Below are 20373 nucleotides of genomic sequence, written 5' to 3' on the forward strand. Positions count from 1 at the left end.
TGTCATTGGTGTGGATGCCGTGCTGCGCACGGGGGCTGGGTCTTACTGGCGGTAGGGTGGGGTTCCTGCGGGTATTGGTGTTTTAGGGAGATGTAAATGCTCCGGTAGGTTCCGTAACCTGAAAGGTCCTGCTGTTGTAGGTTTGCACGCGGGGAAGATGTAACCGCCGGCTTTATACCCGCCGGTGCAGTTTTACAGCCAGCAGCGGCTTCATCGCGCGAAGCGCGAAACAAACACCAGCACAATCGAAGGTTTTGCTACAAAATCAAATGTAAAAGGCCGGAAAAAGGACTTATCCTCTTTCCGGCCTTCAATAATATCTATATAAATAAAAAATATTATATAAAGATAAGATGGCTTATTTAGCTACGGCTTCTTCGTTCATTTTAGCTTTTCCGTTTTTGCTTTCGGCGTAAGCTTTAGCTGCACCGATGAAAGCAACGAAAATAGGCGAAGGGCTTTCTACAGTGCTTTTCAGCTCCGGATGGAACTGAGAACCCACGAAGAAAGGATGGTTAGGGAGCTCAATCATCTCTACCAGCCCGGTATCCGGGTTTTTACCGGAAGGTACCATACCGGCATCCTCGAAAGCCTGCAGGTATTCGTTGTTGAACTCGTAACGATGACGGTGTCTTTCACTGATCATAGTGCTGCCGTAGATCTCCGCGGCTTTGGAGCCAGGAAGAAGTTCACAGGCGTAAGCACCGAGGCGCATTGTACCACCTTTGGCGGTCACTTTTTTCTGCTCTTCCATGAGGTTGATTACCGGGTGAGCGGTATCAGGATTCATTTCTACGGAGTGCGCATCTTTCCAGCCGAGTACGTTGCGGGCATATTCCACCACGCTCATCTGCATACCCAGGCATATACCGAAGAACGGCAGGTTATTTTCGCGGGCATATTGAATAGCAGTGATTTTACCTTCAATACCACGATGACCAAATCCTGGTGCTACCAGTAAACCATCGAGGTTTTTCAGCTTTTCACATACATTTTCAGGTGTCAGGTGCTCAGAGTGGATATTTTGTACCACTACTTTGCAATCGTTAACAGCACCGGCATGGATAAATGATTCCAGGATAGATTTGTAAGCATCCTGTAATTCCACGTATTTACCGATCAAACCGATGGTAACTTTAGATTTAGGATATTTTAATTTATCCAGGAACTCGCGCCACTTAATCAGCTCTGGTTCTTTTTCGATAGGCAGCCCCAGTCTTTTCAGCACAGAAACATCGAGTTTCTCACGCAGCATTTCCAGCGGCACTTCGTAAATGGTAGGGCAGTCGTTCGCTTCGATTACTGCATCCACCTGAACATTACAGAAGAGCGCGATTTTCTTTTTCAGATCGCGGTACATAGGTTCTTCTGTACGACAAACGATGATATCAGGATGTACACCATACTCGCTGAGCAAACGCACGGAGTGTTGTGTAGGCTTGGTTTTGAGCTCTTTCGCTGCACGCAGGTAAGGGATCAGCGTGAGGTGCACCACCAGGCAATCCTGTTCGCCCAGTTCCCACTGAAGCTGGCGAACCGCCTCAATGTAGGGGAGCGACTCAATGTCGCCCACAGTACCGCCCAACTCAGTAATAACGATATCATATTTACCGTCTTTGCCGAGCAGGAGTATGCGACGTTTGATTTCATCGGTGATATGCGGGATAACCTGTACGGTTTTACCCAGATATGCCCCTTCCCTTTCCTTATTGATCACTGTTTGATAAATGCGACCGGTAGTCACGTTGTTTGCCTGAGATGTAGGAATATTCAGGAAACGCTCGTAGTGTCCCAGATCGAGGTCGGTTTCGGCACCATCTTCCGTTACATAACATTCCCCGTGCTCATATGGGTTTAATGTTCCAGGATCCACATTGATATACGGATCGAACTTCTGAATAGTCACTCTAAAGCCGCGTGCCTGCAATAGTTTAGCCAGCGAGGCGGCTATAATTCCTTTACCCAAAGAAGATGTAACACCTCCCGTTACGAAGATATATTTTGCCATAAAAACTAAAATTCTGCCTGAATTACTTGACCTATTATGGGGGAAGTGCCGGATTGCTTTTGGTGTGTTACCTGTCAAGTAAACTACTTCCGAAGGTCATGCAAAGTTACAAAAATTTGCTTCGCACCCAAGTTTTTATCTCAATTTGACCATCAGACGACGGTCCGAAAGGCTGAAATCCGCCACGGCTAATGCATGCCTGTATTGAATTCCGGTAGATTTTGATAAACACAAAAATTATACGCACTGCAAACGGTTATCATTCAAAAATTGCGACCAAAACAAGAGAATATCATAACCATATAGGAGTGTCAGGTAAACAAATTTTAAAAATTGTACCTTAACAGAATACTATCTTTTATAATACTACAGCGCAATAGATCTTATATTGTAAATTTGCGTCCGAAATACATTAAAGATGACTTTAACGCCTAAACGAGCGCAGGACTCCCTGATTCAAATGACTGAGCTGGTACTCCCCAACGATACCAATACTTTTGGTAACCTCATGGGTGGACGCCTCATGTATTGGATGGATATCGCCGCTGCGCTGTCGTGCATGAAACATTGCGCCGCACCTGTTGTAACTGCTTCTGTAGATAATATCTCCTTCGAAAATCCCATTAAACTGGGCAACGTAGTACATATTGAAGCCAAAGTAAGCCGTGCATTCAACACTTCCATGGAAGTACACATGCGCGTTTGGGGAGAAGACCCGGTACAACAATACCGCTATAAATCCAATGAAGCATTCATGACGTTTGTAGCCCTGGACCCTAACGGTAACTCCCGGCCGGTGCCAGCCATTACGGTTGACACAGAAGAAGAAAAAAAATTATATGATGGTGCACTGCGTCGCAGGCAGCTTCGCCTGATCCTTGGTGGTAAAATGAAACCGGAGGATGCGGAAGAGCTGAAAGCATTATTCAATATCTAACTTGCAAAATAAAAACGGATCGCTTCGCGATCCGTTTTTATTTTGCTCCCGCCTCGCCGGCGGGGCAAACCCTACGGGGTTTACATCTCCCCTTCCCACTCCGCATAAAAATGCTGTAGATACTGCTCCATAAACGCATGCCGCTCCTCCGCCAGCTGCTTACCGGTGGTAGTGTTCATTTTATCCTTCAGCAATAGCAGCTTTTCGTAAAAATGATTGATGGTAGGCGCATTATTGTGTTTATAATCCTCCTTACTCCGGTTTAATACCGGCGCTACCCCAGGATCATATAAAGCGCGGTTTTTAAATCCACCGTAATTAAAGGCCCTTGCAATACCAATGGCGCCAATGGCATCCAGCCGGTCTGCATCCTGCACAATGCCCAGTTCCGTGGAATAAAAGCCGTTTTCATTATGGCCTCCTTTAAAGGAGATATACCGGATAATATTTTTTACGTGGTCTATAACGTGCTGCGGCAGTGCTAAACTTTCCATGAAAGCCCCCGCCCTGGCAGGCCCGATTTCCTCGTCCCCACCGTGGAATTTGGAGTCTGCAATATCGTGCAGCAATGCACCCAGCTCCACCACCAGCAAATCCGACTGCTCCGTGGCCGCTATATGCCTGGCCTGTTTCCATACCCTGTAAATATGCCACCAATCATGTCCTCCCTCTGCATTTGCCAGCTCCTGCTTTACAAATTTTACCGTCGTTTCTATAATTTCCTGATGCTGTTCCATGGAAATAAAGATAGGATATTTGCTATTTTTGGCATATTTTCGGGCACCGAATCCCCAGTTCTCCGATAGTTTTAACCACCTTCTATGCTGACCACCAACTGAATTTCATTAACTGAATGACACTCTAACCTCATGAAGAAGTATTATCCCTTTGCCATTGTACTTGCCGTATTGTGTTGTATAGTGGTTGTACTGGAATTTTTATCCCTCCGAAACACCAATGGCGTGCTGAGCTACCCGCTGGATGACGCGTTTATCCACATGGCCGTAGCGAAAAATGTTGCCTTTCACCACATCTGGGGACTCTCCAATGTGGAATGGGTGTCTTCCTCCTCTTCCATACTGTTCACCGTTTTGTTAAGTACCGCCTTCTATATTTTCGGGCTCTCCTCCTGGTGGCCGCTGATTTTAAGTGCTACCGGCGCTGTATTACTGCTCCTGGAAATGCAACGGGAACTGAACCAGCATACGCACTTATCCACACCCCGCAAAACTATTGCGATGCTGGCCACTATGCTGGTAGCACCGCTCCCTTTTATGACAATACTGGGCATGGAACATAGTCTCCAAATGGCCCTCACCCTGATATTTGTACACCGCTGCGCTACCCGACTGGAAAACAACCAGCTGGCGCTGGGCGATTGGATTGCACCTGCGCTGTGGGGAGCACTCATGATTTCCTGCCGTTACGAGAACGCCTATACGGCATTTGTGGTATGCTGCATCCTGGCCCTGCGCAAAAGCTGGAAATCCGCTTTCGTACTGGGTATTATCAGTATTTCACCGGTCGTGATTTTTGGTGCCCTGATGGTGGTAAAAGGCGGTTACTTCCTGCCCAACTCCCTCATCCTGAAAGGTAAAATGCAGCTGATACGCCTGCTCAACGATACCGTTTCATTCCTGGAAATCACTTCCGTAATCAGCGGCCTGTTTGTAATCACCGGTATTGTGGTAGCAGAACGTTTCCGCAGGAAACAGTTCGACAGAACATTTTATGTGCTGACAATCAGTTTCTTCAGCATTATCCTTCACTGCTGCTCGGCAGCCGCCGGATACCTCTACCGGTACGAAGCCTATTTACTGGTATTAAGCTTCTTCCATCTCTCTATATTATTTATGGAATGGTGGTCACCCGACAAGTTGAAAGACCGGGCAAACTGGCTGTATATACTCACTTTCAGCATTTTCCTTTGCAACCTGCTGCCCCGTGCGGCTAACTCCCTGCCCCACGCGGTGCGCTGCAGCAAAAATATCTATGACCAGCAATACCAAATGGCCTTGTTCCTGAAACAATATTATAATCATAAAACGATCGCAGCCAACGATGTGGGAGCTATCAGTTATCTGGGAGATATCAATACCCTCGACTTATGGGGCCTCGGTAACAACCAGGTGACCCGTGCGAAACTGCACAAGGAATATACACCCGCCTATGTACACCAGCTGATCGACAGCAGTCAGGCCAAAGTGGCCGTTATTTACGAACAGTGGTATCTGCCGGAAGTTTATAAAAACTGGCATAAGATCGCTTCCTGGGAAGTATCCAATAATTACATCTGTGCCTATGCTACAGTATGTTTTTATGCTACGGTGGAGGAATCCGCTGAAACAATGTATAAAAATCTGAAGCAGTTTGAAGCGCAGTTGCCGCGTGATGTAAAGGTGCAGTATTTCTATAATCAAGGTAACGAGGCGCCGCTGGTGCAGCGGTAATTCACGCATTTCCCTGTGTGCCGAAGGCACACAGGGAAATGCGTGAGGTAGCAGGCTGGTGCCTGCTACCTCACGCAATATCTGATGCAAAACATTTTAATGAGAGAAGGGGTTATAAACTGTATGATACAGATAAAGAGAGTATACATGCAGTATAGTGAAGACGACGGTTACCGTGTGCTGGTAGACCGTCTGTGGCCACGGGGCCTCTCCAGAGAGAAGGCCCATGTGGATGAGTGGCTCAAAGAGATAGCACCCAGCGATGAACTACGGAAATGGTTCAATCATGATCCGGAGCGCTATCCGGTTTTTAAACAACGGTATGAAAAAGAACTTGCGTTGCACGAAGACCTCGTAAAAGAACTTCGTAAAAAGGCGGCACATGGCCGGGTAACTTTGTTATATGGCGCCAAAGATGAAGAACATAACCAGGCAGTGGTACTGGCGGAGATCTTAAAAAAGCAGCATTAAAGCTCTTTCGTTTCCGGATCTACCAGCACATCCGTGATGCTGTTCAGCTTTTTCACCTTTGCGGCAAAATCGCCTTTTAGTTTATCTCTGATGAGGTGTAATTTATTCAGTACTTCATCCAGGGTATCTGGAATAGCTTCCTGCAATACCTGTTTGAGGCGCTTGGCTACGGTGGGTGATTTCCCATTGGTAGAAATCGCAATTTTCAGATTGCCTTTCTGCACAATAGAGCCCAGGTAAAAATCACATAATTCAGGTGTGTCTGCCACGTTGATCAGCACCTTACTGCACTTTGCTTTTTCCCATACGCTTTGATTCAGCTCTTTGTTATTCGTGGCTGCAATCACCAGATCTTTTCCAAAGAGATCGCCACAGGAAAAGGCTTTTTCCACCAGTTCCACATTAGCGTATTGCTTTGCGAGGGTTTTGAGCTCAGGCAAAAAGGACAGCGACACCACTGTAACAGTTGCTTCCGGGCTGTTTTGCAGCATAGCATTTACTTTTTCCAACCCAACATTTCCTCCGCCCACTACCAATACATGGAGGCGGTGCAACTTAAAGAATACGGGAAACAACTGATTTTCTTCCATTATACTGCGATTTTTAAACCTTCGGACACCCTGGTTTGAAGGGCCTGGAACGCTTCATGGAAGCGCACCACTTCACCTATCACGATAATAGCAGGGTTGTGCAGTTGCTGTGCCTCAGCGATGTTTACCAGGTCGGAAACATTTCCTACGCCCAACTTCTGATCAGGCAGGGTACCATTTTGAATGATGGCGGCAGGGATACTTCCTTTACCGGCAGCTTCGTAGATACCTGCAATTTCATGCAGCTTGCTCATACCCATCAGAATTACGACGGTAGTATTTGCAGAGATGGCATGTTCGAGGTCGCGGGAGAGATTACCATTTCTTGTGTTGCCGGTAATGACCCAAAAACCTTCACTGACATTTCTTGCGGTAACAGGAATCTTGTTCATTCCTGGTACCGCGATCGCACTCGTTATACCTGGGATCACTTCGGTAGCAATTCCGAACTGCTGCGCAAAAGCAATTTCTTCGGAACCACGGCCGAACACAAAGGAGTCACCCCCTTTCAGCCTTACCACACTACCATATGTGAGTGCATACTTCACAATCATGCGGTTGATTTCTTCCTGTGGATACACGTGCATACCTGCGCGTTTTCCTACAAACCTGCAAAGGCAATCAGCGGGTGCATGTTCCAGCAATTCATTATTCGACAATGCATCATAAAGAATTACCCGGGCATTCTGAATCGCCTTTAACCCTTTTACCGTGATCAGTTCCGGATCACCAGGTCCGGCGCCTACGAGGGTGAGTTTCGGTTGTATATGTTGCATGATTGTAAGTTTTAGAAAGATAGAAAAAATTATTGATGGTACCTGGCAGATTAAATTATGCCTGTACGGTGGCAGCTTTCTGTACACGGAAAGCTTGTGCTGCCTGGTAGAAATCTGCTGCCTGTTTGTAATAAGCTTTTGCGAATGTTTCCGTAGGCTCGTTACTGTTAATCTGCAGTACCACCGTTTTGAAATCACCTTCGAAACTGAACTGGCCGGTTGCGATGAAGTTTTTCTCAAAATCGTTGAGGATGCCAATTTGTGTGTTACAAGCAATTCCTTCGCCGAGCAGCAGTGCTTTAGCAGTTTGAACGAAAGTGGAATAAGCATGATAGATACCGTCTGCGAATTGACCTTTGTCGAACGCTTCTGTACCCAGTTCCAGTTTTTCTTGTGCTTCCAGCAGCAGTGTAGCTACGAGGTCGATTACTACACCGGCACACTCTCCTACGCCAATGGCGGTGGCAAACTGTTCTGCCTGGCCCCAGTCGATGAATGCATCATCGGTGATGGCGCTCAGATCAGCCAAAGGTTTCAGCAGTTCGTAGAAATATTTTTCGCCCTGGCGGTCGTAGTATTCGTTGAATTTTTCATTTTCCTGGCCGTTGATTTCGTAGTCGTGCAGCAGGGTGCGGAGTACATCCGGACCGCGGCGGCTTGGCACTTTGATCACTTTGTCGGCTACACGGCCTTCGCCGTTACCTACGATACCACCGCCTAACAATACTTGCAGCGCAGGCAGTGTTTTACCGCCGCTTTTCAGGGAACTACCGTGGAAGCCGATGCTGGCGATGCCGTGCTGGCCGCAGGAGTTCATACATCCACTGATTTTTATTTTGATGTCTTTGTTATGAACGAGGTCAGGAAACTCAGCTGCGATTACATTTTCCAGTGCTTCGGCGATACCGGTGCTGCTGGAGATGGCCAGGTTACAGGTATCAGTGCCGGGGCAGGCGGTGATGTCGGCGATGCTGTCGAAACCAGCAGCAGCGAAGCCTTGTGCTTCCAATACGCTGAAAACATATGGCAAATGTGCCGGCAGGATGTATTTGAGCAGTAGGCCCTGGTTGGCTGTAACACGCACATCATCTGCAATCACCGGGCGCAGTGCCTCGATAAGCTGGCGGCTAACGGTGGAGGAGATATTTCCTAAAGGCACTTTCACGTATGCAGCGAAATAGCCTTTTTGTTTCTGTTCAAAAACGTTGGTGGCTTTCCAGGTTTCGAACAATTTGGGATCGCGGATGGTAAAGGCCGGCACTGTTCCTGTTACAGGAGCTTCGGAGTTTTTGTACGCCTCATAGTCCACTTTCACCGATTTATTTTTCACTGCCTTGTATTCTTCTTTCACGAGGCGGTCGAATTCTTCCCAGCCCAGTTTCTGCACCAGGAATTTCATCCTGGCTTTGTGTCTGCTGGTTCTTTCGCCGTAGCGGTCGAATACGCGGAGTACATTTTCAATATATGGGATGAGCTGATCTTCTTCCAGGAATTCGAACGCAGTTTTAGCGAGAAAAGGCTGGGCGCCGAGGCCGCCGCCTACCAGTACTTTAAAACCGCGTACGGTTTTACCGTTCACTTCTTTCACTTTCGGGATCATACCGAAGTCGTGCATAAATGCCCATGCCGAGTCCGCATCACTGGAAGAGAAAGCAATTTTTATTTTACGGCCCATATCCTGGCAGATAGGGTTACGCAGGAAGTAGCGGAAAGCTGCGTCTGCATAAGGAGTTACATCAAACGGCTCTTCCGGATCGATGCCAGCGCGGTCAGATGCGGTGATGTTACGTACAGTATTACCGCAGGCTTCGCGGATGGTGACATCGTCCTGTTCCAGTTTAGACCAGAGTTCAGGCGTTCTGTCCAGACTCACGAAATGGATTTGTACATCCTGACGGGTGGTCAGGTGCAGGTTTCCGGTGGAATATTCGTCGGAGATATCAGCAATTCTTTTCCATTGCTGCAGCGTCATTTTACCATAGGGCAGTTTGATACGTACCATTTGTACGCCTTGCTGGCGCTGGCCATATACGCCACGTGCCAGGCGGAGACTACGGAATTTCTCTTCAGGGATGCTGCCTTCGCGGAAAAGGCGGATCTTTCTTTCCAGCTCAATGATATCGCGTTCTACGATCGGATTTTCGAGTTCTGTTCTGAAGCTTTGCATAACAAATATTTTCTGGTGGTAGATTGCTGAATTTGATTTGACTAACGGGCTTTTTGGTTGCTTGCTCTACAAAAAAGCCCCCGGGTGTTTTCCGGAGGCAGTTTATTTATAATCAATTAGTTAATTGTTCTTGATCATAATGCACACGCCTCCTGGGTCATTGACATCCAACAACATGCGACAAACTTCCTTATCCGTCTATTACCCATATTCCCTATAATTTTAGTAGAGTAATACAAAGATATAGGACGAGGTTATCATTCCAAAACTTTTTTTAATAAAAAATGGGGGTGTTATTTAGATAAATTTCAAAAAATGGAGGCGCGAAAATCCGGTGGATCATGGCGGGGCGAAAAATGACATCTCCCTAACCCAATACCAGCAAGCATTACAAACAACAGCACCGCTAAAAAGTAGCACGATTCCGGGCTTTGCCGCATAACCTATTATTATGGGTAATAACTTATTGTTATGGCTTTAACAGGCAGAAAAATAAAGAGTTAACTTTGCGCCGCAAATCGGAATTATGATTAATACAGTAATATTTGATATGGATGGCCTGCTGGTGGATTCAGAACCTTTATGGGGGCTGGCGATGCAGGAGGTATTTAATACAGTAGGGGTAACACTGACTCCTGACCTGTGGCATAAGACCACCGGCTTACGTACGAAGGAGGTGGTAAACTACTGGCACCGCCATTTTAACTGGAGTGGAAAGAGCGAAGAGCAGGTAACGGATGAGATTATCGCTACGGTAATAAACATGATCATTGCGCAAGGCAGATCCATGGAGGGTTTACATTATATATTGGATTTCTTTAAAGAGAGGAAATTTAAGATAGGGCTGGCCTCTTCGTCCCCTAAAAAGCTGATTGATGCGGTGATCGAACATTTGGGCATTCGCGACTATTTTCAGGCGGTGGCCTCTGCCGAATTTGAGGATTACGGCAAGCCGCACCCGGCGGTGTACCTGGCCTGTGCTAAAGCGCTGGGGAGCAGTCCACTGGAATGTATAGCATTTGAAGACAGTGTTACCGGCATGACGGCCGCCAAGGCAGCCCGCATGATTACGGTGGTGGTGCCGGAGGCGCATAACAGGCAGGATGCGCGGTATGCGCTGGCGAATCTGAAGCTGGATTCGTTGTTGGAGTTTAATGATGCTAAGCTGCTGGCGATACAGCATTAATAACCTTTTCCCACTGTTTCCTTCGGCAACAGTGGGAAAAGGTTCGGGTGATGGCGGCCGCCATCACCCGAACCGGAAAAAAGAACATTCATTCTTATGAAAATCGTAGACCTCTCCAAAACGATTGCTTATAACAAGCAAGACCCCTGGTTTATGCGCATAAAAATCAGGCATAAGCCCCACCGCAAAAGCAAAGGACTGATTCGTTTTTTTATCGGCTTGCCGGCAAAGCTCTTCCCACGCGGATTTGAGGGCTGGGCAGATGATAAGATCCTTGGCATGGGTGTACATGCGGCCACTCACATTGACGCCCCGTGGCACTACTCTCCCACTGTGGATGGCAAGCCTGCCAAAACCATTGACGAAATACCATTAGAGTGGTGTTATGGAGATGGGGTAGTGATTAATATGACTCACAAGGCCGATTTTGAAGAGATCACCCTGGCAGATATACAGGCGGATATTGCCCGTACCGGTGTGGAAATTAAGCCAGGCACAATTGTGTTGATTCATACGGGCCGGGATCAGTACATCGGTACTAAGGACTATCCGATGCGGGGCACCGGTATGAGCGCGGAGGCCACACACTGGCTGATTGACCAGGGTGTGAAAGTGATGGGTATTGATCAGTGGGGCTTTGATCTCCCATTAAAATATATGGCCGAAAATGCCAAAAAACTCGGAAAAAACGACTATTTCTGGCAGGCACACCTGGTAGGGCAGCAGAAAGAGTATTGCCATATGGAGCAGTTGGTAAACCTGGGGGCGTTGCCGCCTTCAGGGTTTAAGGTGAGTGTGTTTCCTTTGAAGATTAAGGGAGCGAGCGCGGCGCCGGCACGGGTAGTAGCGATATTTGAGTAGCGCGTTAAGATCCTGCCAACAAAAAAGCCCGTTCTGTAAACAGAACGGGCTTTTTCAATTATGCTAAGAAACGATCTTACTGTGCAGATTTCTCTTCACCACCTTCAGACTGTTTCAGTTTTTCGCGCAGTTCTGCGAGAGCACCCAGATCACCTAAAGTAGCTTTTTCTACTTTACCCTGGATGTTTTTCACAGCTTTACGAGTTTTGTCAGCTTCTTCGCGTTTTTCTTTCACGACAGCTTGTTTCTCTTCAGCCTGAGCTTTTTCCCAAACGCGGGTATGAGAAACCAGGATACGTTTTTCGGAGCGATCGAATTCGATGATCATGAATTCTTTCACGTCTTCAACGTTGATTGGTTTATCATCTTCAGTTCTCAGGTGACGGGCAGGAGCGTAAGCTTCCAGACCGTACTGCAGCTGAACGGTAGCACCTTTTTCGTCTTTCTTCACAACGGTACCTTCGTGTACGGAGTTGATCGGGAAGATAGTTTCGAAGGTGTTCCAAGGATCTTCTTCGATCTGTTTGTGACCGAGGCTCAGCTTGCGGTTTTCTTTATCAATACCCAGGATCACTACGTCGATTTCGTTACCAACTTTAGTGTACTCAGATGGGTGGTTGAAACGTTTGATCCAGGAGAGGTCGGAGATGTGGATCATACCACCGATACCAGTTTCCAGTTCAACGAATACGCCATAAGGAGTGATGTTTTTCACGATACCTTTGTGACGGCTGTCAACAGGGAATTTAGTTTCGATAGTAGCCCAAGGATCTTCTGTCAGTTGTTTGATAGACAGAGACATTTTACGCTCTTCTTTGCTCAGGGTTACCACCACTGCTTCGTATTCTTCGCCTAATTTGAAGAATTCCTTAGCGTTGATTGGAGTAGAAGCCCATGAGATTTCAGATACGTGAACCAGACCTTCAACACCTGGCATGATTTCCAGGAATGCACCGTAATCTTCGATGTTTACTACTTTACCTTTTACTTTAGCACCTTCAGTGATGGTAGCTGGTAAAGTATCCCATGGATGAGGAGTCAGTTGTTTGTAGCCCAGGCTTATGCGACGTTTTTCGTCATCGAAGTCAAGCACAACAACGTTGATTTTCTGATCCATCTGGAGCACTTCGGATGGGTGAGAGATACGACCCCAGCTGATATCGGTGATATACAGCAGACCGTCGAGACCACCCAGGTCGATGAATGCACCGAAGTCGGTGATATTTTTGATGGTACCTTCCAGCACCTGGCCTTTCTCCAGTTTGCTGATGATATCCACTCTCTGTTGTTCGATATCGCTTTCGATCAGCGCTTTGTGAGAAACTACGGCGTTGCGGATGGTTTCGTTTACTTTCACCACTTTGAACTCCATAGTTTTACCAACGAACTGGTCGTAATCGGTAACTGGTTTCACATCGATCTGAGAACCTGGCAGGAAGGTTTCCATACCATAAACGTCTACGATCAAGCCGCCTTTGGTTTTGCTGGTAACAGTACCAGTAACCACCTCGCCAGTTTTGTAAACTTCCACGATTTTTTCCCATGCACGTTTTTGACGAGCCTGTTTACGGCTCAGGTGCAGGTTACCATCGCGGTCTTCTTTTTCTACCACCAGTACTTCTACATCGTCACCGATTTTCAGACCTGGCAGATCACGGAATTCGTTCAGGGAGATCAGACCGTCGGATTTGAAACCGATGTTGATCACTACATCTGTGTTAGTCAGACCTACTACAGTACCGTTCAGGAGGCTGTTTTCTTCAAACACCTTGAAAGTGCTATCGTAAGTTGCATCGTACTTTTCTTTTTCAGCTTTGCTGTAAGAAGAAACGTTACGTTTGTCTACGCTCCAGTCGAAATCGTCGTGAGCAGTAGCAACAGGTGCATTTTTTACCGCTGTTTCTACCGGAGTAGCCTGTTGTTCAGCGTTTTGTTCGTTAGGAATGTTGTTTTCGCTCATAAAAATTTGTGTTTTGACCCGGAATACCCGGGCCCCCTTTTTAATTGGGACTGCAAAAATACGGAATTTCGGCCGGTTTTCCGTGTATTAACAGAAGATTATCAAACCGGGTGGCCGGCCGTTTTTCCCCGGCACCTGAAGCACGGGACAAAACCGGTAGCGCGTAGGGGCTACGCCGCTTCTATCCGCCAGATGAAGCAATAGTCCGAGGGGAAAAAAAGTGCGATCCGGTAAGAACTATCGTAACAGATATTTGTTTTAATTCGAATAAGAACAGAACAAAATATTTGTCTTTTACTGCCGCGGCATTTTTATTGCAGTGCAACCAAAATTCCCGGATTTTTATATTAATTTGTAGATATGAACGGGACCTCTTTTCAATCGGATATTCGCTATTGGCTTAGGCAAGGGAACACAGTTAACCATCTGTTATTCTGGAATATTATCGTATTCCTGGCATTGAACATTTTACGCCTGGTAGATATTATCTCCAACACCGGAATTTATACACTGGTATACAATCAGGTAGCCCTGCATGCAAGCCCATCGGTATTTATTACCAAGCCCTGGGGGTTATTGACCTATATGTTTGCGCATGTGGGTATTCTGCATATTCTTTTCAACATGCTGAACCTCTTCTGGTTTGGTAATATTTTCAGGGAGATGTTAGGGAATCAGCGGGTATTGCCCGTGTATCTGCTGGGAGGAATCGCCGGCGGGCTCATTTATATGGGCTCCTACTATCTTTTTGTACCTGCCCCGGACGCCCTTATGATCGGTGCTTCCGCCTCCGTGATGTGCCTGCTGGTAGCAGCGGCCACCCAGGTGCCCAATTACGAAATCGGCCTGATGTTCATTGGCGCCATCAAACTGAAATGGCTGGCACTCGCACTGGTAATCATCGGGGTCATCACCATGTTCGACGGTAACTTTGGCGGTGTGATGTCGCACCTCGGCGGCGCTGCCCTCGGTTTCGCCTATATTAAACTGCTGCAAAACGGCACCGACCTGGCCCGGCCACTTATCTGGCTCTTCTCCCCTGCCCAGCGCAGCAGCGTAAAACCAGCCGTGAAGAAATTCAAACCTAAAAAATCACCGCTGAAAGTGGTGAAAAAAGCGGATGAAAATCCTCAAAGCCGACTGGACCAACTGCTGGATAAAATCAATGAAAAAGGTTACAACAGCCTGAGCGCAGAAGAAAAAGCCTGGCTGGAAAAAATGAGCAAGGAAAAATAAGGTTGCTGTTGCCAATATCGGGGAATATTATCCGGAAATACCAATACGCTGATAAGCTATCCGTTGCCAACACGGGGCTTCTCCAATCATTTGATTAACTTTGCCAACAATTATTGGCTCAACAATACTCATGAAAACATTTAACGTTCCGGTGATATATCGCAGCCCGCTGATTACGGCTATTAAAAATAAACGTAAGCAGCAGGACCGCATGAAGAAAGATTTTACCCCTACCGTGCTGGATTTCGGCCCGCTTAAGATCCTCCTGGCCCGCCACTTTGGCTTTTGCTACGGTGTGGAAAATGCCATAGAAATCGCCTTCAGAACCGTGGACGAAAACCCGGACAAACGTATATTCCTCCTCAGCGAAATGATTCACAATCCACATGTTAACAACGACCTGCTCAGCAGAGGCGTGCGTTTCCTGATGGATACCAGCGGCAAACAACTCGTGCCCTGGGAAGAACTCCAGCCGGATGATATCGTGATCGTTCCCGCCTTCGGCACCACCCTGGAAATCGAAAAACACCTCGAAAGCCTGGGTATCGAACCGCTCAAATACAATACTACCTGCCCCTTTGTAGAAAGGGTATGGAATAAAGCCGAACAAATCGGTGAAAAAAATTACACCGTCATTGTACACGGTAAGCCTAAACACGAAGAAACCAGGGCTACCTTTAGTCATAGCCAGTCCAATACCGCTACCCTCGTAGTGAAGGATATGAAAGAAGCCATCGTGCTGGGTGAGTTTATCACCGGTAAGCGCCCGGCTGCCGCATTTGCCGAAACCTTCGCCGGCCAGTTTTCCAACGGCTTCGACGTGGAACGCGACCTGCAACGGGTGGGTGTAGTGAACCAAACCACCATGCTGGCCACCGAAACACAGGCTATCGCTGACTATATCAAAAACGTAATGGTGGAAAAATACGGCCTCACTGAGGAAACCATCGGAGAACGCTTTGCCGATACCCGCGATACTCTCTGCTACGCCACCAACGACAACCAGACCGCCGTTACCGGCATGCTCCAGGAACCTGCCGACCTGGCCGTGGTGGTTGGCGGCTACAACAGCTCCAATACCTCCCACCTCGTGGAACTCTGTGAAGAAAAGCTGCCTACCTACTTCGTGTCCGACCCGGCACAACTGGAATCAGCCAGCTCTATCCACCACTACGATTTCCACCATAAACAGGAATTACACAGCAATACCTTTTTACCGGCTAAAGACCAGGTCACTATTTTACTAACAAGCGGCGCTTCCTGCCCTGATGCATTAGTAGAAGGCGTAATACGTCGGCTGCTCTCCTTCTACCAACTGGAACACCTGGCAGACGAGATAGTTATATAAAATAAATATTATCTGTAGAGAACTTATTGGTAAGTATATAAAACAAAAAAGACACCTTCCGGTGCCTTTTTTCTTTGGGGCTAATCACGCTAGTAATGCAGAGAATAAAATCTTTATATAAGAGTTATATTGAAATCGTAATACAAAGCTAAACTTTTGCTAAAACTCTTACAACAGCCAATTATTATCCGGTAGCAATTTTACTATAAGTGGTATAAAAACGTATAAATCTGGAATTCGCATTTTAGATTGATACTTAGGTTCTAAGCCTAGAACTGCATTGCCTTTTTCAGGAATTCAGCTTTGCGTCTTCTTGACACTTCCACTTGCGTACCATCACTCATCAATGCGAAACCACCTTCTCCCTGGATATAAGATTGCATTTGCTGCAGGTTGATAAGATGGGAGTTATGCACACGGAAAAAGTCCACGTCCGTCAGCAGTTCCTCAAACTCCTTTAGCGGGCGGGATACCATCAGGTTCTTTTTGTCGGTAAAGAAAATCTTGGTGTAGTTACCGGTGGACTCACATCTTACTATATTCTGTACGGGCATAAACACCAATCCGTTAATAGTAGGCAGGGCTATTTTCTTATGTGTTTGCTGTAACGTTTTCATATTCTGCAAAAACACTTCGAGCGGAGAAGAGGCAGGGTCCTTGCTTTTATGGAGCTGCTTTTCGCGAAACTTGTCCAACGCATCCTGAAGCTCCTTTACACTAAAGGGTTTCAGCAGGTAATCCAGGGCATTGAACTTAATCGCCTTCAGGGCATACTGCTCGTAGGCAGTGGTAAAAATAACGTCAAAGGTTATACGCTCGTACTGGCGCAACAGTTCAAAACCGTTCTGGTGCGGCATCTCCACATCCAGAAAAACCAGGTCGGGCTGCAATTCATCAATAATCTCACGGGCTTCTTTTACACTTTGAGCGGCGCCTATAACATTTACACCGGGGCACTTTTTTAGTAACATCGTTTGCAGCGCCTCAATACAGTGTTGCTCATCATCTACGATAATGGCTTTTATCTCACTCATTTATGTAGGTTTTAGGTGGTTCAGAAAATGAATTCTGCAGGTAATATAATGGTGACACGGGTACCTGTTGGCTCACCGGCAGCATTTACCAGGTCGGTAATCTCTACGCTGGCATCTTTATTATTGATCTTACGGATCAGATCAATACGCCCCTGAGTCACTTTCATTCCCACGGAATTATGTGTTTTGCCTTTCCGCTCCTTTATCTCCATGGCCTTTTTGCGGCCAATACCATTATCTTCTATAGTACATATCAGGCTACGCCCGCTCAGCCTGATCCTGATTTCCAGTAGCCCCTTTTCGGCCAGCTTATGCACCAAGCCGTGCCAGATGGCATTTTCCACATAAGGCTGCAATATCATCGGGGGGATCAGCACTTCATCATCATTAATATCATCAGCCACCACGATGTGGTAATCAAAGATACCATTACATCTCAATGATTCAAGGTCCAGGTATAACTGCAGGGATTCCAGCTCCTTATTGAGGGGAACAAAGGTATGCTGGGTGTTATCCAGGATCAACCTCATCAGTTTCGAGAACTTGGTCAGATAGTCACTGGCTTCTTCCTGATTATTACTCCATATATAACGATGAATGGAACTTAAGGAATTGAAGATGAAGTGTGGATTCATTTGCGACCGGAGCGACTTCAGCTCCAACTGCAAGGTTTGCTTGTTCTCTTCCAGATTGCGGTGGCGAATATAAAAGAAGCCGCCCACGGCCATCATCACCAGAAAGGCGATCAGTGAAAAGATCAGCAGTACATTGCGTTTGGTACGCATCTGTGCCATGATTTTGTCGTGCTCGAGGTTGCGGATCTGATTGTCTTTCAGGTCCACATCATAAATCGTTTGCATCTGGTTAAGTGCCATGGCCGACTTCTCATCCAGTATACTATCCTTATACAACAACGATTGCTGCGTGGCTTCCAGGGATTTGCGGAAGTCGCCGCTGCTTTTGTAATCCTCCGCCATGGCCTTATAGGTATCCATCAGAATGGATTTAAAGCCCAAATAGGCGCTCAACCCTATCGCCTGCTGAAAGAAATGATAAGCTTCTTCGTGCTTACCCTGCACGCTCAGCAGCTTGCCTATGTTCATATAACTTTCGGCAATATGCACCTTATCATCCACCTGGTCATTAGCTCTTAGCGCCTTTTGCAGGTATTCCATGGCCAGCGCATATTCCTTTTTTTCCTGGTAGGCGGACCCCAGGCAGTTGTAACAGATCACCATTCCTGTTACATTCTTCAGCTTTTCATTGATGGCCAGGGAACTTTTATAGTACTGAATCGCCAGGTCCAGCTTCCCCTGCCCCTGGTAGGAATATCCCAGGTTGCCCAGGTTGATGGCCATGCCCAGCGGGTTGTTACTTTCTTCTTCCAGCTTCAGGGCATGCTGGAAGCGTTCAATCGCTTCGTCGTACTTCTTTTCGGTCAGCTGGATGTTGCCGATACTGTTGGTGGCCACGCAAATGTTCTTCACATTCTTAATGTCTTCTGCGATCTGCAAGGCGGCAAAGTGGAAATCGAAAGCCTTTTGCAGCTTATCCTGGCGGCGACAATCCACACCGGCGTTATTGAGCGACTGGCACAGCAGCAGGGAGTCTTTGGCCTCCCGGGCGTATTTCACCGCCCTTTCGTGATAGTCTTCCGCAAGGATGTACTGGGATTTATTTCTTTTACTGGTACCTAGTTCATTATAGGCGAGGGCAAGCCCCCTGGGGTATTTGAGCTGCTGACTCAGCGCGATGGCGCTGAGGATAAAGGCATTTTCAGTTTTGGTAGCATCGAAATAACGGGCAGTGTTGCGGCCCTGATCCAGCATGACCCTTACGGTGGACGTATCCGGCCGCAGCTGGCGAACGGAGTCCAGCAGTCGGAATGTGGTAACGGAGTCCTGTGCAAACACACGGGGCATGGCTCCTACCAGAAAGAGGAGCAGGTAGCTACATACTGATTTGATTGACATCAGCAGCAAGTTACCAAAAAAGTGGTTTTGTTTTAGGTGGAGGCGATTCTTCCATCACCGTCGGTGATGAAAGAATCGCCTGGGAGCAGGGGCTTTCGCCCAACCCTCAGGCGATCAAAGAAAAGGGAAAGAAAGCAACAGGTATCGGTATTAATTTAGGGAGATGCCGGCCCGGCGGACATACATCTCCCCGAAACCTGATTACCGGTTCGCCTCAATAATGGCCATCACTGTGTCAACACTGGCGGCGGACCTGAACTGATCCGGGGCGGTGTTTTTCACATAATCCAGCAGCCGGTCGATGGACGACACAGCTACGTGCATGCGGGTATCAGAGGAAGCATAATATATTAATACGCGACCGTCTTCATCGGCGATCCAGCCGTTGGAGAACAGCACGTTGGAAACATCTCCTACTCTTTCCAGGCCTTCAGGCGCCATAAAGTACCCGGCGGGTTTGTGGGTAACTTTGGTGATGTCGTGCAGGTCGGTGAGGAACATATATAATACATAGCGGAACCCGGCGGCGGTGTTACGTACACCGTGCGCCAGGTGCAGCCAGCCTTCTGTAGTTTTTATTGGGGCAGGACCCTGGCCGTTTTTCAGCTCACTCACCGTGTGGTAGTGCCGCGGATCAATAACGGTTTCGGTTGTCACCACCGCCTGTGTCATATCTTTCGTATAGCCGATGGCGATACCACCTCCGGAACCGGCTTCAATAAAGTTATCCTGGGGGCGGGTATAAAGGGCATACTGACCATTCACAAACTCCGGATGCAGCACCACGTTCCTTTGCTGCGGCGAGCTGGTGATCAGGTCCGGCAGGCGTTCCCACTGCTCCATGTCACTGGTACGAATAATGCCGCACTGCGCAATGGCGGACGACATATCGCCGGGAGCCGCCTTAGGGTCTTTACGCTCCGTGCAAAACAATCCGTAGATATAGCCGTCTTCATGGGCGGTAAGGCGTACGTCGTATACGTTCACATCCGGACTATCGGTTTCGGGTATACGCACCGGTGCCGGACGGAACTCCCATTGTTGGATACCATCCTTACTCTCTGCGATGGCGAAGAAAGATTTACGGTCGGCACCTTCCACACGCACCATCATCAGGTATTTGTTGTTCCATTTGATGGCCCCTGCATTGAAGGTGGCATTGATGCCGAAACGCTCCATCAGGTATGGGTTGCGGCCCGGGTGGAGGTCGTAACGCCAGTGCAGCGGTGTATGCGCTGCCGTTAGTACCGGATAGCGGTACCGTTCGAAGATGCCGTTGCCTGGCAGTATAGGTTCGTTTACTAATTGTATAAGCGCTGACTGCTCGTGCTGCAGTTCGTTAAGCCGTTGACTGAATATTTCTTCTCGCATTCTCA

At 47.5% G+C, this 20373-nt stretch carries 17 protein-coding genes; 8 read left to right on the top strand and 9 right to left on the bottom strand.

What is annotated here, in order from left to right; all coding sequences use genetic code 11:
- Positions 1 to 358: 358 nt before the first annotated feature.
- The gene (locus BUB18_RS01145) at positions 359 to 2008 is read right to left on the bottom strand and encodes a CTP synthase (protein ID WP_073077188.1); all 1650 of its coding nucleotides are present in this window, start codon (positions 2006 to 2008) and stop codon (positions 359 to 361) included.
- A 418-nt stretch (positions 2009 to 2426) separates the two neighbouring features.
- Here BUB18_RS01145 and BUB18_RS01150 point away from each other — a divergent pair, with 418 nt between their 5' ends.
- The gene (locus tag BUB18_RS01150; RefSeq protein ID WP_073077190.1) at positions 2427 to 2945 is read left to right on the top strand and encodes an acyl-CoA thioesterase; all 519 of its coding nucleotides are present in this window, start codon (positions 2427 to 2429) and stop codon (positions 2943 to 2945) included.
- Between the two features lie 80 nt (positions 2946 to 3025).
- Here the strand turns inward: BUB18_RS01150 and BUB18_RS01155 are convergent, their stop codons facing one another.
- Entirely contained in the window at positions 3026 to 3682 is a 657-nt protein-coding gene (locus tag BUB18_RS01155) for an HD domain-containing protein (RefSeq protein ID WP_073077192.1), read from the bottom strand.
- A 132-nt stretch (positions 3683 to 3814) separates the two neighbouring features.
- On the opposite strand from BUB18_RS01155, the gene BUB18_RS01160 reads away from it, so the two are divergent.
- Both BUB18_RS01160 and BUB18_RS01165 read left to right on the top strand, forming a co-directional pair.
- On the top strand, positions 3815 to 5395 hold the full coding sequence (locus tag BUB18_RS01160; protein WP_073077193.1) for a hypothetical protein: 1581 nt from the start codon (positions 3815 to 3817) through the stop codon (positions 5393 to 5395).
- 123 nt (positions 5396 to 5518) lie between these two features.
- Positions 5519 to 5866: a DUF488 domain-containing protein gene (locus BUB18_RS01165; protein ID WP_073077195.1), complete on the top strand. Its 348-nt coding sequence runs from the start codon at positions 5519 to 5521 to the stop codon at positions 5864 to 5866.
- Here BUB18_RS01165 and BUB18_RS01170 read toward each other — a convergent pair.
- Genes BUB18_RS01170 through BUB18_RS01180 form a run of 3 tightly spaced genes read right to left on the bottom strand, consistent with a single transcriptional unit; the run spans position 5863 to position 9399 of the window.
- Complete coding sequence (locus BUB18_RS01170) at positions 5863 to 6456, bottom strand: precorrin-2 dehydrogenase/sirohydrochlorin ferrochelatase family protein (protein ID WP_073077197.1); 594 nt, start codon at positions 6454 to 6456, stop codon at positions 5863 to 5865. The genes BUB18_RS01165 and BUB18_RS01170 overlap by 4 nt on opposite strands.
- A complete protein-coding gene (cobA, locus tag BUB18_RS01175) occupies positions 6456 to 7232 on the bottom strand; it encodes a uroporphyrinogen-III C-methyltransferase (protein ID WP_073077199.1) in 777 nt (258 codons plus the stop codon). The genes BUB18_RS01170 and cobA overlap by 1 nt, the downstream gene beginning before the upstream one ends.
- A gap of 55 nt (positions 7233 to 7287) precedes the next feature.
- A complete protein-coding gene (locus BUB18_RS01180; RefSeq protein WP_073077201.1) occupies positions 7288 to 9399 on the bottom strand; it encodes a nitrite/sulfite reductase in 2112 nt (703 codons plus the stop codon).
- Between the two features lie 526 nt (positions 9400 to 9925).
- Here BUB18_RS01180 and hxpB point away from each other — a divergent pair.
- The gene (gene hxpB / locus BUB18_RS01185; protein ID WP_073077203.1) at positions 9926 to 10585 is read left to right on the top strand and encodes a hexitol phosphatase HxpB; all 660 of its coding nucleotides are present in this window, start codon (positions 9926 to 9928) and stop codon (positions 10583 to 10585) included.
- Between the two features lie 96 nt (positions 10586 to 10681).
- Positions 10682 to 11446, top strand: a complete 765-nt coding sequence (locus BUB18_RS01190) for a cyclase family protein (protein WP_073077205.1) — start codon at positions 10682 to 10684, stop codon at positions 11444 to 11446.
- 76 nt (positions 11447 to 11522) lie between these two features.
- On the opposite strand, the gene rpsA is transcribed toward BUB18_RS01190, so the two are convergent.
- A complete protein-coding gene (gene rpsA, locus BUB18_RS01195) occupies positions 11523 to 13406 on the bottom strand; it encodes a 30S ribosomal protein S1 (RefSeq protein WP_073077207.1) in 1884 nt (627 codons plus the stop codon).
- Between the two features lie 360 nt (positions 13407 to 13766).
- Between rpsA and BUB18_RS01200 the strand changes: the two genes are divergently transcribed.
- Both BUB18_RS01200 and BUB18_RS01205 read left to right on the top strand, forming a co-directional pair.
- The gene (locus BUB18_RS01200; RefSeq protein WP_073077209.1) at positions 13767 to 14642 is read left to right on the top strand and encodes a rhomboid family intramembrane serine protease; all 876 of its coding nucleotides are present in this window, start codon (positions 13767 to 13769) and stop codon (positions 14640 to 14642) included.
- A 130-nt stretch (positions 14643 to 14772) separates the two neighbouring features.
- Positions 14773 to 15990: a 4-hydroxy-3-methylbut-2-enyl diphosphate reductase gene (locus tag BUB18_RS01205; RefSeq protein WP_073077211.1), complete on the top strand. Its 1218-nt coding sequence runs from the start codon at positions 14773 to 14775 to the stop codon at positions 15988 to 15990.
- A gap of 269 nt (positions 15991 to 16259) precedes the next feature.
- On the opposite strand, the gene BUB18_RS01210 is transcribed toward BUB18_RS01205, so the two are convergent.
- Both BUB18_RS01210 and BUB18_RS01215 read right to left on the bottom strand, forming a co-directional pair.
- Positions 16260 to 17024: a LytR/AlgR family response regulator transcription factor gene (locus BUB18_RS01210; RefSeq protein WP_073077213.1), complete on the bottom strand. Its 765-nt coding sequence runs from the start codon at positions 17022 to 17024 to the stop codon at positions 16260 to 16262.
- Between the two features lie 20 nt (positions 17025 to 17044).
- Positions 17045 to 18997, bottom strand: a complete 1953-nt coding sequence (locus tag BUB18_RS01215; protein ID WP_073077215.1) for a tetratricopeptide repeat protein — start codon at positions 18995 to 18997, stop codon at positions 17045 to 17047.
- Between BUB18_RS01215 and BUB18_RS29255 the strand changes: the two genes are divergently transcribed.
- The gene (locus BUB18_RS29255; RefSeq protein WP_143159785.1) at positions 18991 to 19218 is read left to right on the top strand and encodes a hypothetical protein; all 228 of its coding nucleotides are present in this window, start codon (positions 18991 to 18993) and stop codon (positions 19216 to 19218) included. The two genes, BUB18_RS01215 and BUB18_RS29255, sit on opposite strands and share 7 nt — an antisense overlap.
- Here BUB18_RS29255 and BUB18_RS01220 read toward each other — a convergent pair.
- The gene (locus tag BUB18_RS01220) at positions 19199 to 20368 is read right to left on the bottom strand and encodes a glycoside hydrolase family 130 protein (protein WP_073077216.1); all 1170 of its coding nucleotides are present in this window, start codon (positions 20366 to 20368) and stop codon (positions 19199 to 19201) included. The genes BUB18_RS29255 and BUB18_RS01220 overlap by 20 nt on opposite strands.
- Between the last annotated feature and the right edge of the window lie 5 nt (positions 20369 to 20373).

The sequence above is a fragment of the Chitinophaga jiangningensis genome, from assembly GCF_900142605.1.
GTDB classification, from domain to species: Bacteria; Bacteroidota; Bacteroidia; order Chitinophagales; family Chitinophagaceae; genus Chitinophaga; species Chitinophaga jiangningensis.

Excerpts from the sequence above, each read along its gene's own strand:
- BUB18_RS01190 (WP_073077205.1), top strand. The coding sequence starts at position 10,682 with ATGAAAATCGTAGACCTCTCCAAAACGATTGCTTATAACAAGCAAGAC.
- BUB18_RS01210 (WP_073077213.1), bottom strand. The coding sequence starts at position 17,024 with ATGAGTGAGATAAAAGCCATTATCGTAGATGATGAGCAACACTGTATT.
- BUB18_RS01155 (WP_073077192.1), bottom strand. The coding sequence starts at position 3,682 with ATGGAACAGCATCAGGAAATTATAGAAACGACGGTAAAATTTGTAAAG.
- BUB18_RS01145 (WP_073077188.1), bottom strand. The coding sequence starts at position 2,008 with ATGGCAAAATATATCTTCGTAACGGGAGGTGTTACATCTTCTTTGGGT.
- hxpB (WP_073077203.1), top strand. The coding sequence starts at position 9,926 with ATGATTAATACAGTAATATTTGATATGGATGGCCTGCTGGTGGATTCA.
- BUB18_RS01170 (WP_073077197.1), bottom strand. The coding sequence starts at position 6,456 with ATGGAAGAAAATCAGTTGTTTCCCGTATTCTTTAAGTTGCACCGCCTC.
- BUB18_RS01220 (WP_073077216.1), bottom strand. The coding sequence starts at position 20,368 with ATGCGAGAAGAAATATTCAGTCAACGGCTTAACGAACTGCAGCACGAG.
- BUB18_RS01215 (WP_073077215.1), bottom strand. The coding sequence starts at position 18,997 with ATGTCAATCAAATCAGTATGTAGCTACCTGCTCCTCTTTCTGGTAGGA.
- rpsA (WP_073077207.1), bottom strand. The coding sequence starts at position 13,406 with ATGAGCGAAAACAACATTCCTAACGAACAAAACGCTGAACAACAGGCT.
- BUB18_RS01200 (WP_073077209.1), top strand. The coding sequence starts at position 13,767 with ATGAACGGGACCTCTTTTCAATCGGATATTCGCTATTGGCTTAGGCAA.
- BUB18_RS01205 (WP_073077211.1), top strand. The coding sequence starts at position 14,773 with ATGAAAACATTTAACGTTCCGGTGATATATCGCAGCCCGCTGATTACG.
- BUB18_RS01150 (WP_073077190.1), top strand. The coding sequence starts at position 2,427 with ATGACTTTAACGCCTAAACGAGCGCAGGACTCCCTGATTCAAATGACT.
- cobA (WP_073077199.1), bottom strand. The coding sequence starts at position 7,232 with ATGCAACATATACAACCGAAACTCACCCTCGTAGGCGCCGGACCTGGT.
- BUB18_RS01165 (WP_073077195.1), top strand. The coding sequence starts at position 5,519 with ATGATACAGATAAAGAGAGTATACATGCAGTATAGTGAAGACGACGGT.
- BUB18_RS01180 (WP_073077201.1), bottom strand. The coding sequence starts at position 9,399 with ATGCAAAGCTTCAGAACAGAACTCGAAAATCCGATCGTAGAACGCGAT.
- BUB18_RS01160 (WP_073077193.1), top strand. The coding sequence starts at position 3,815 with ATGAAGAAGTATTATCCCTTTGCCATTGTACTTGCCGTATTGTGTTGT.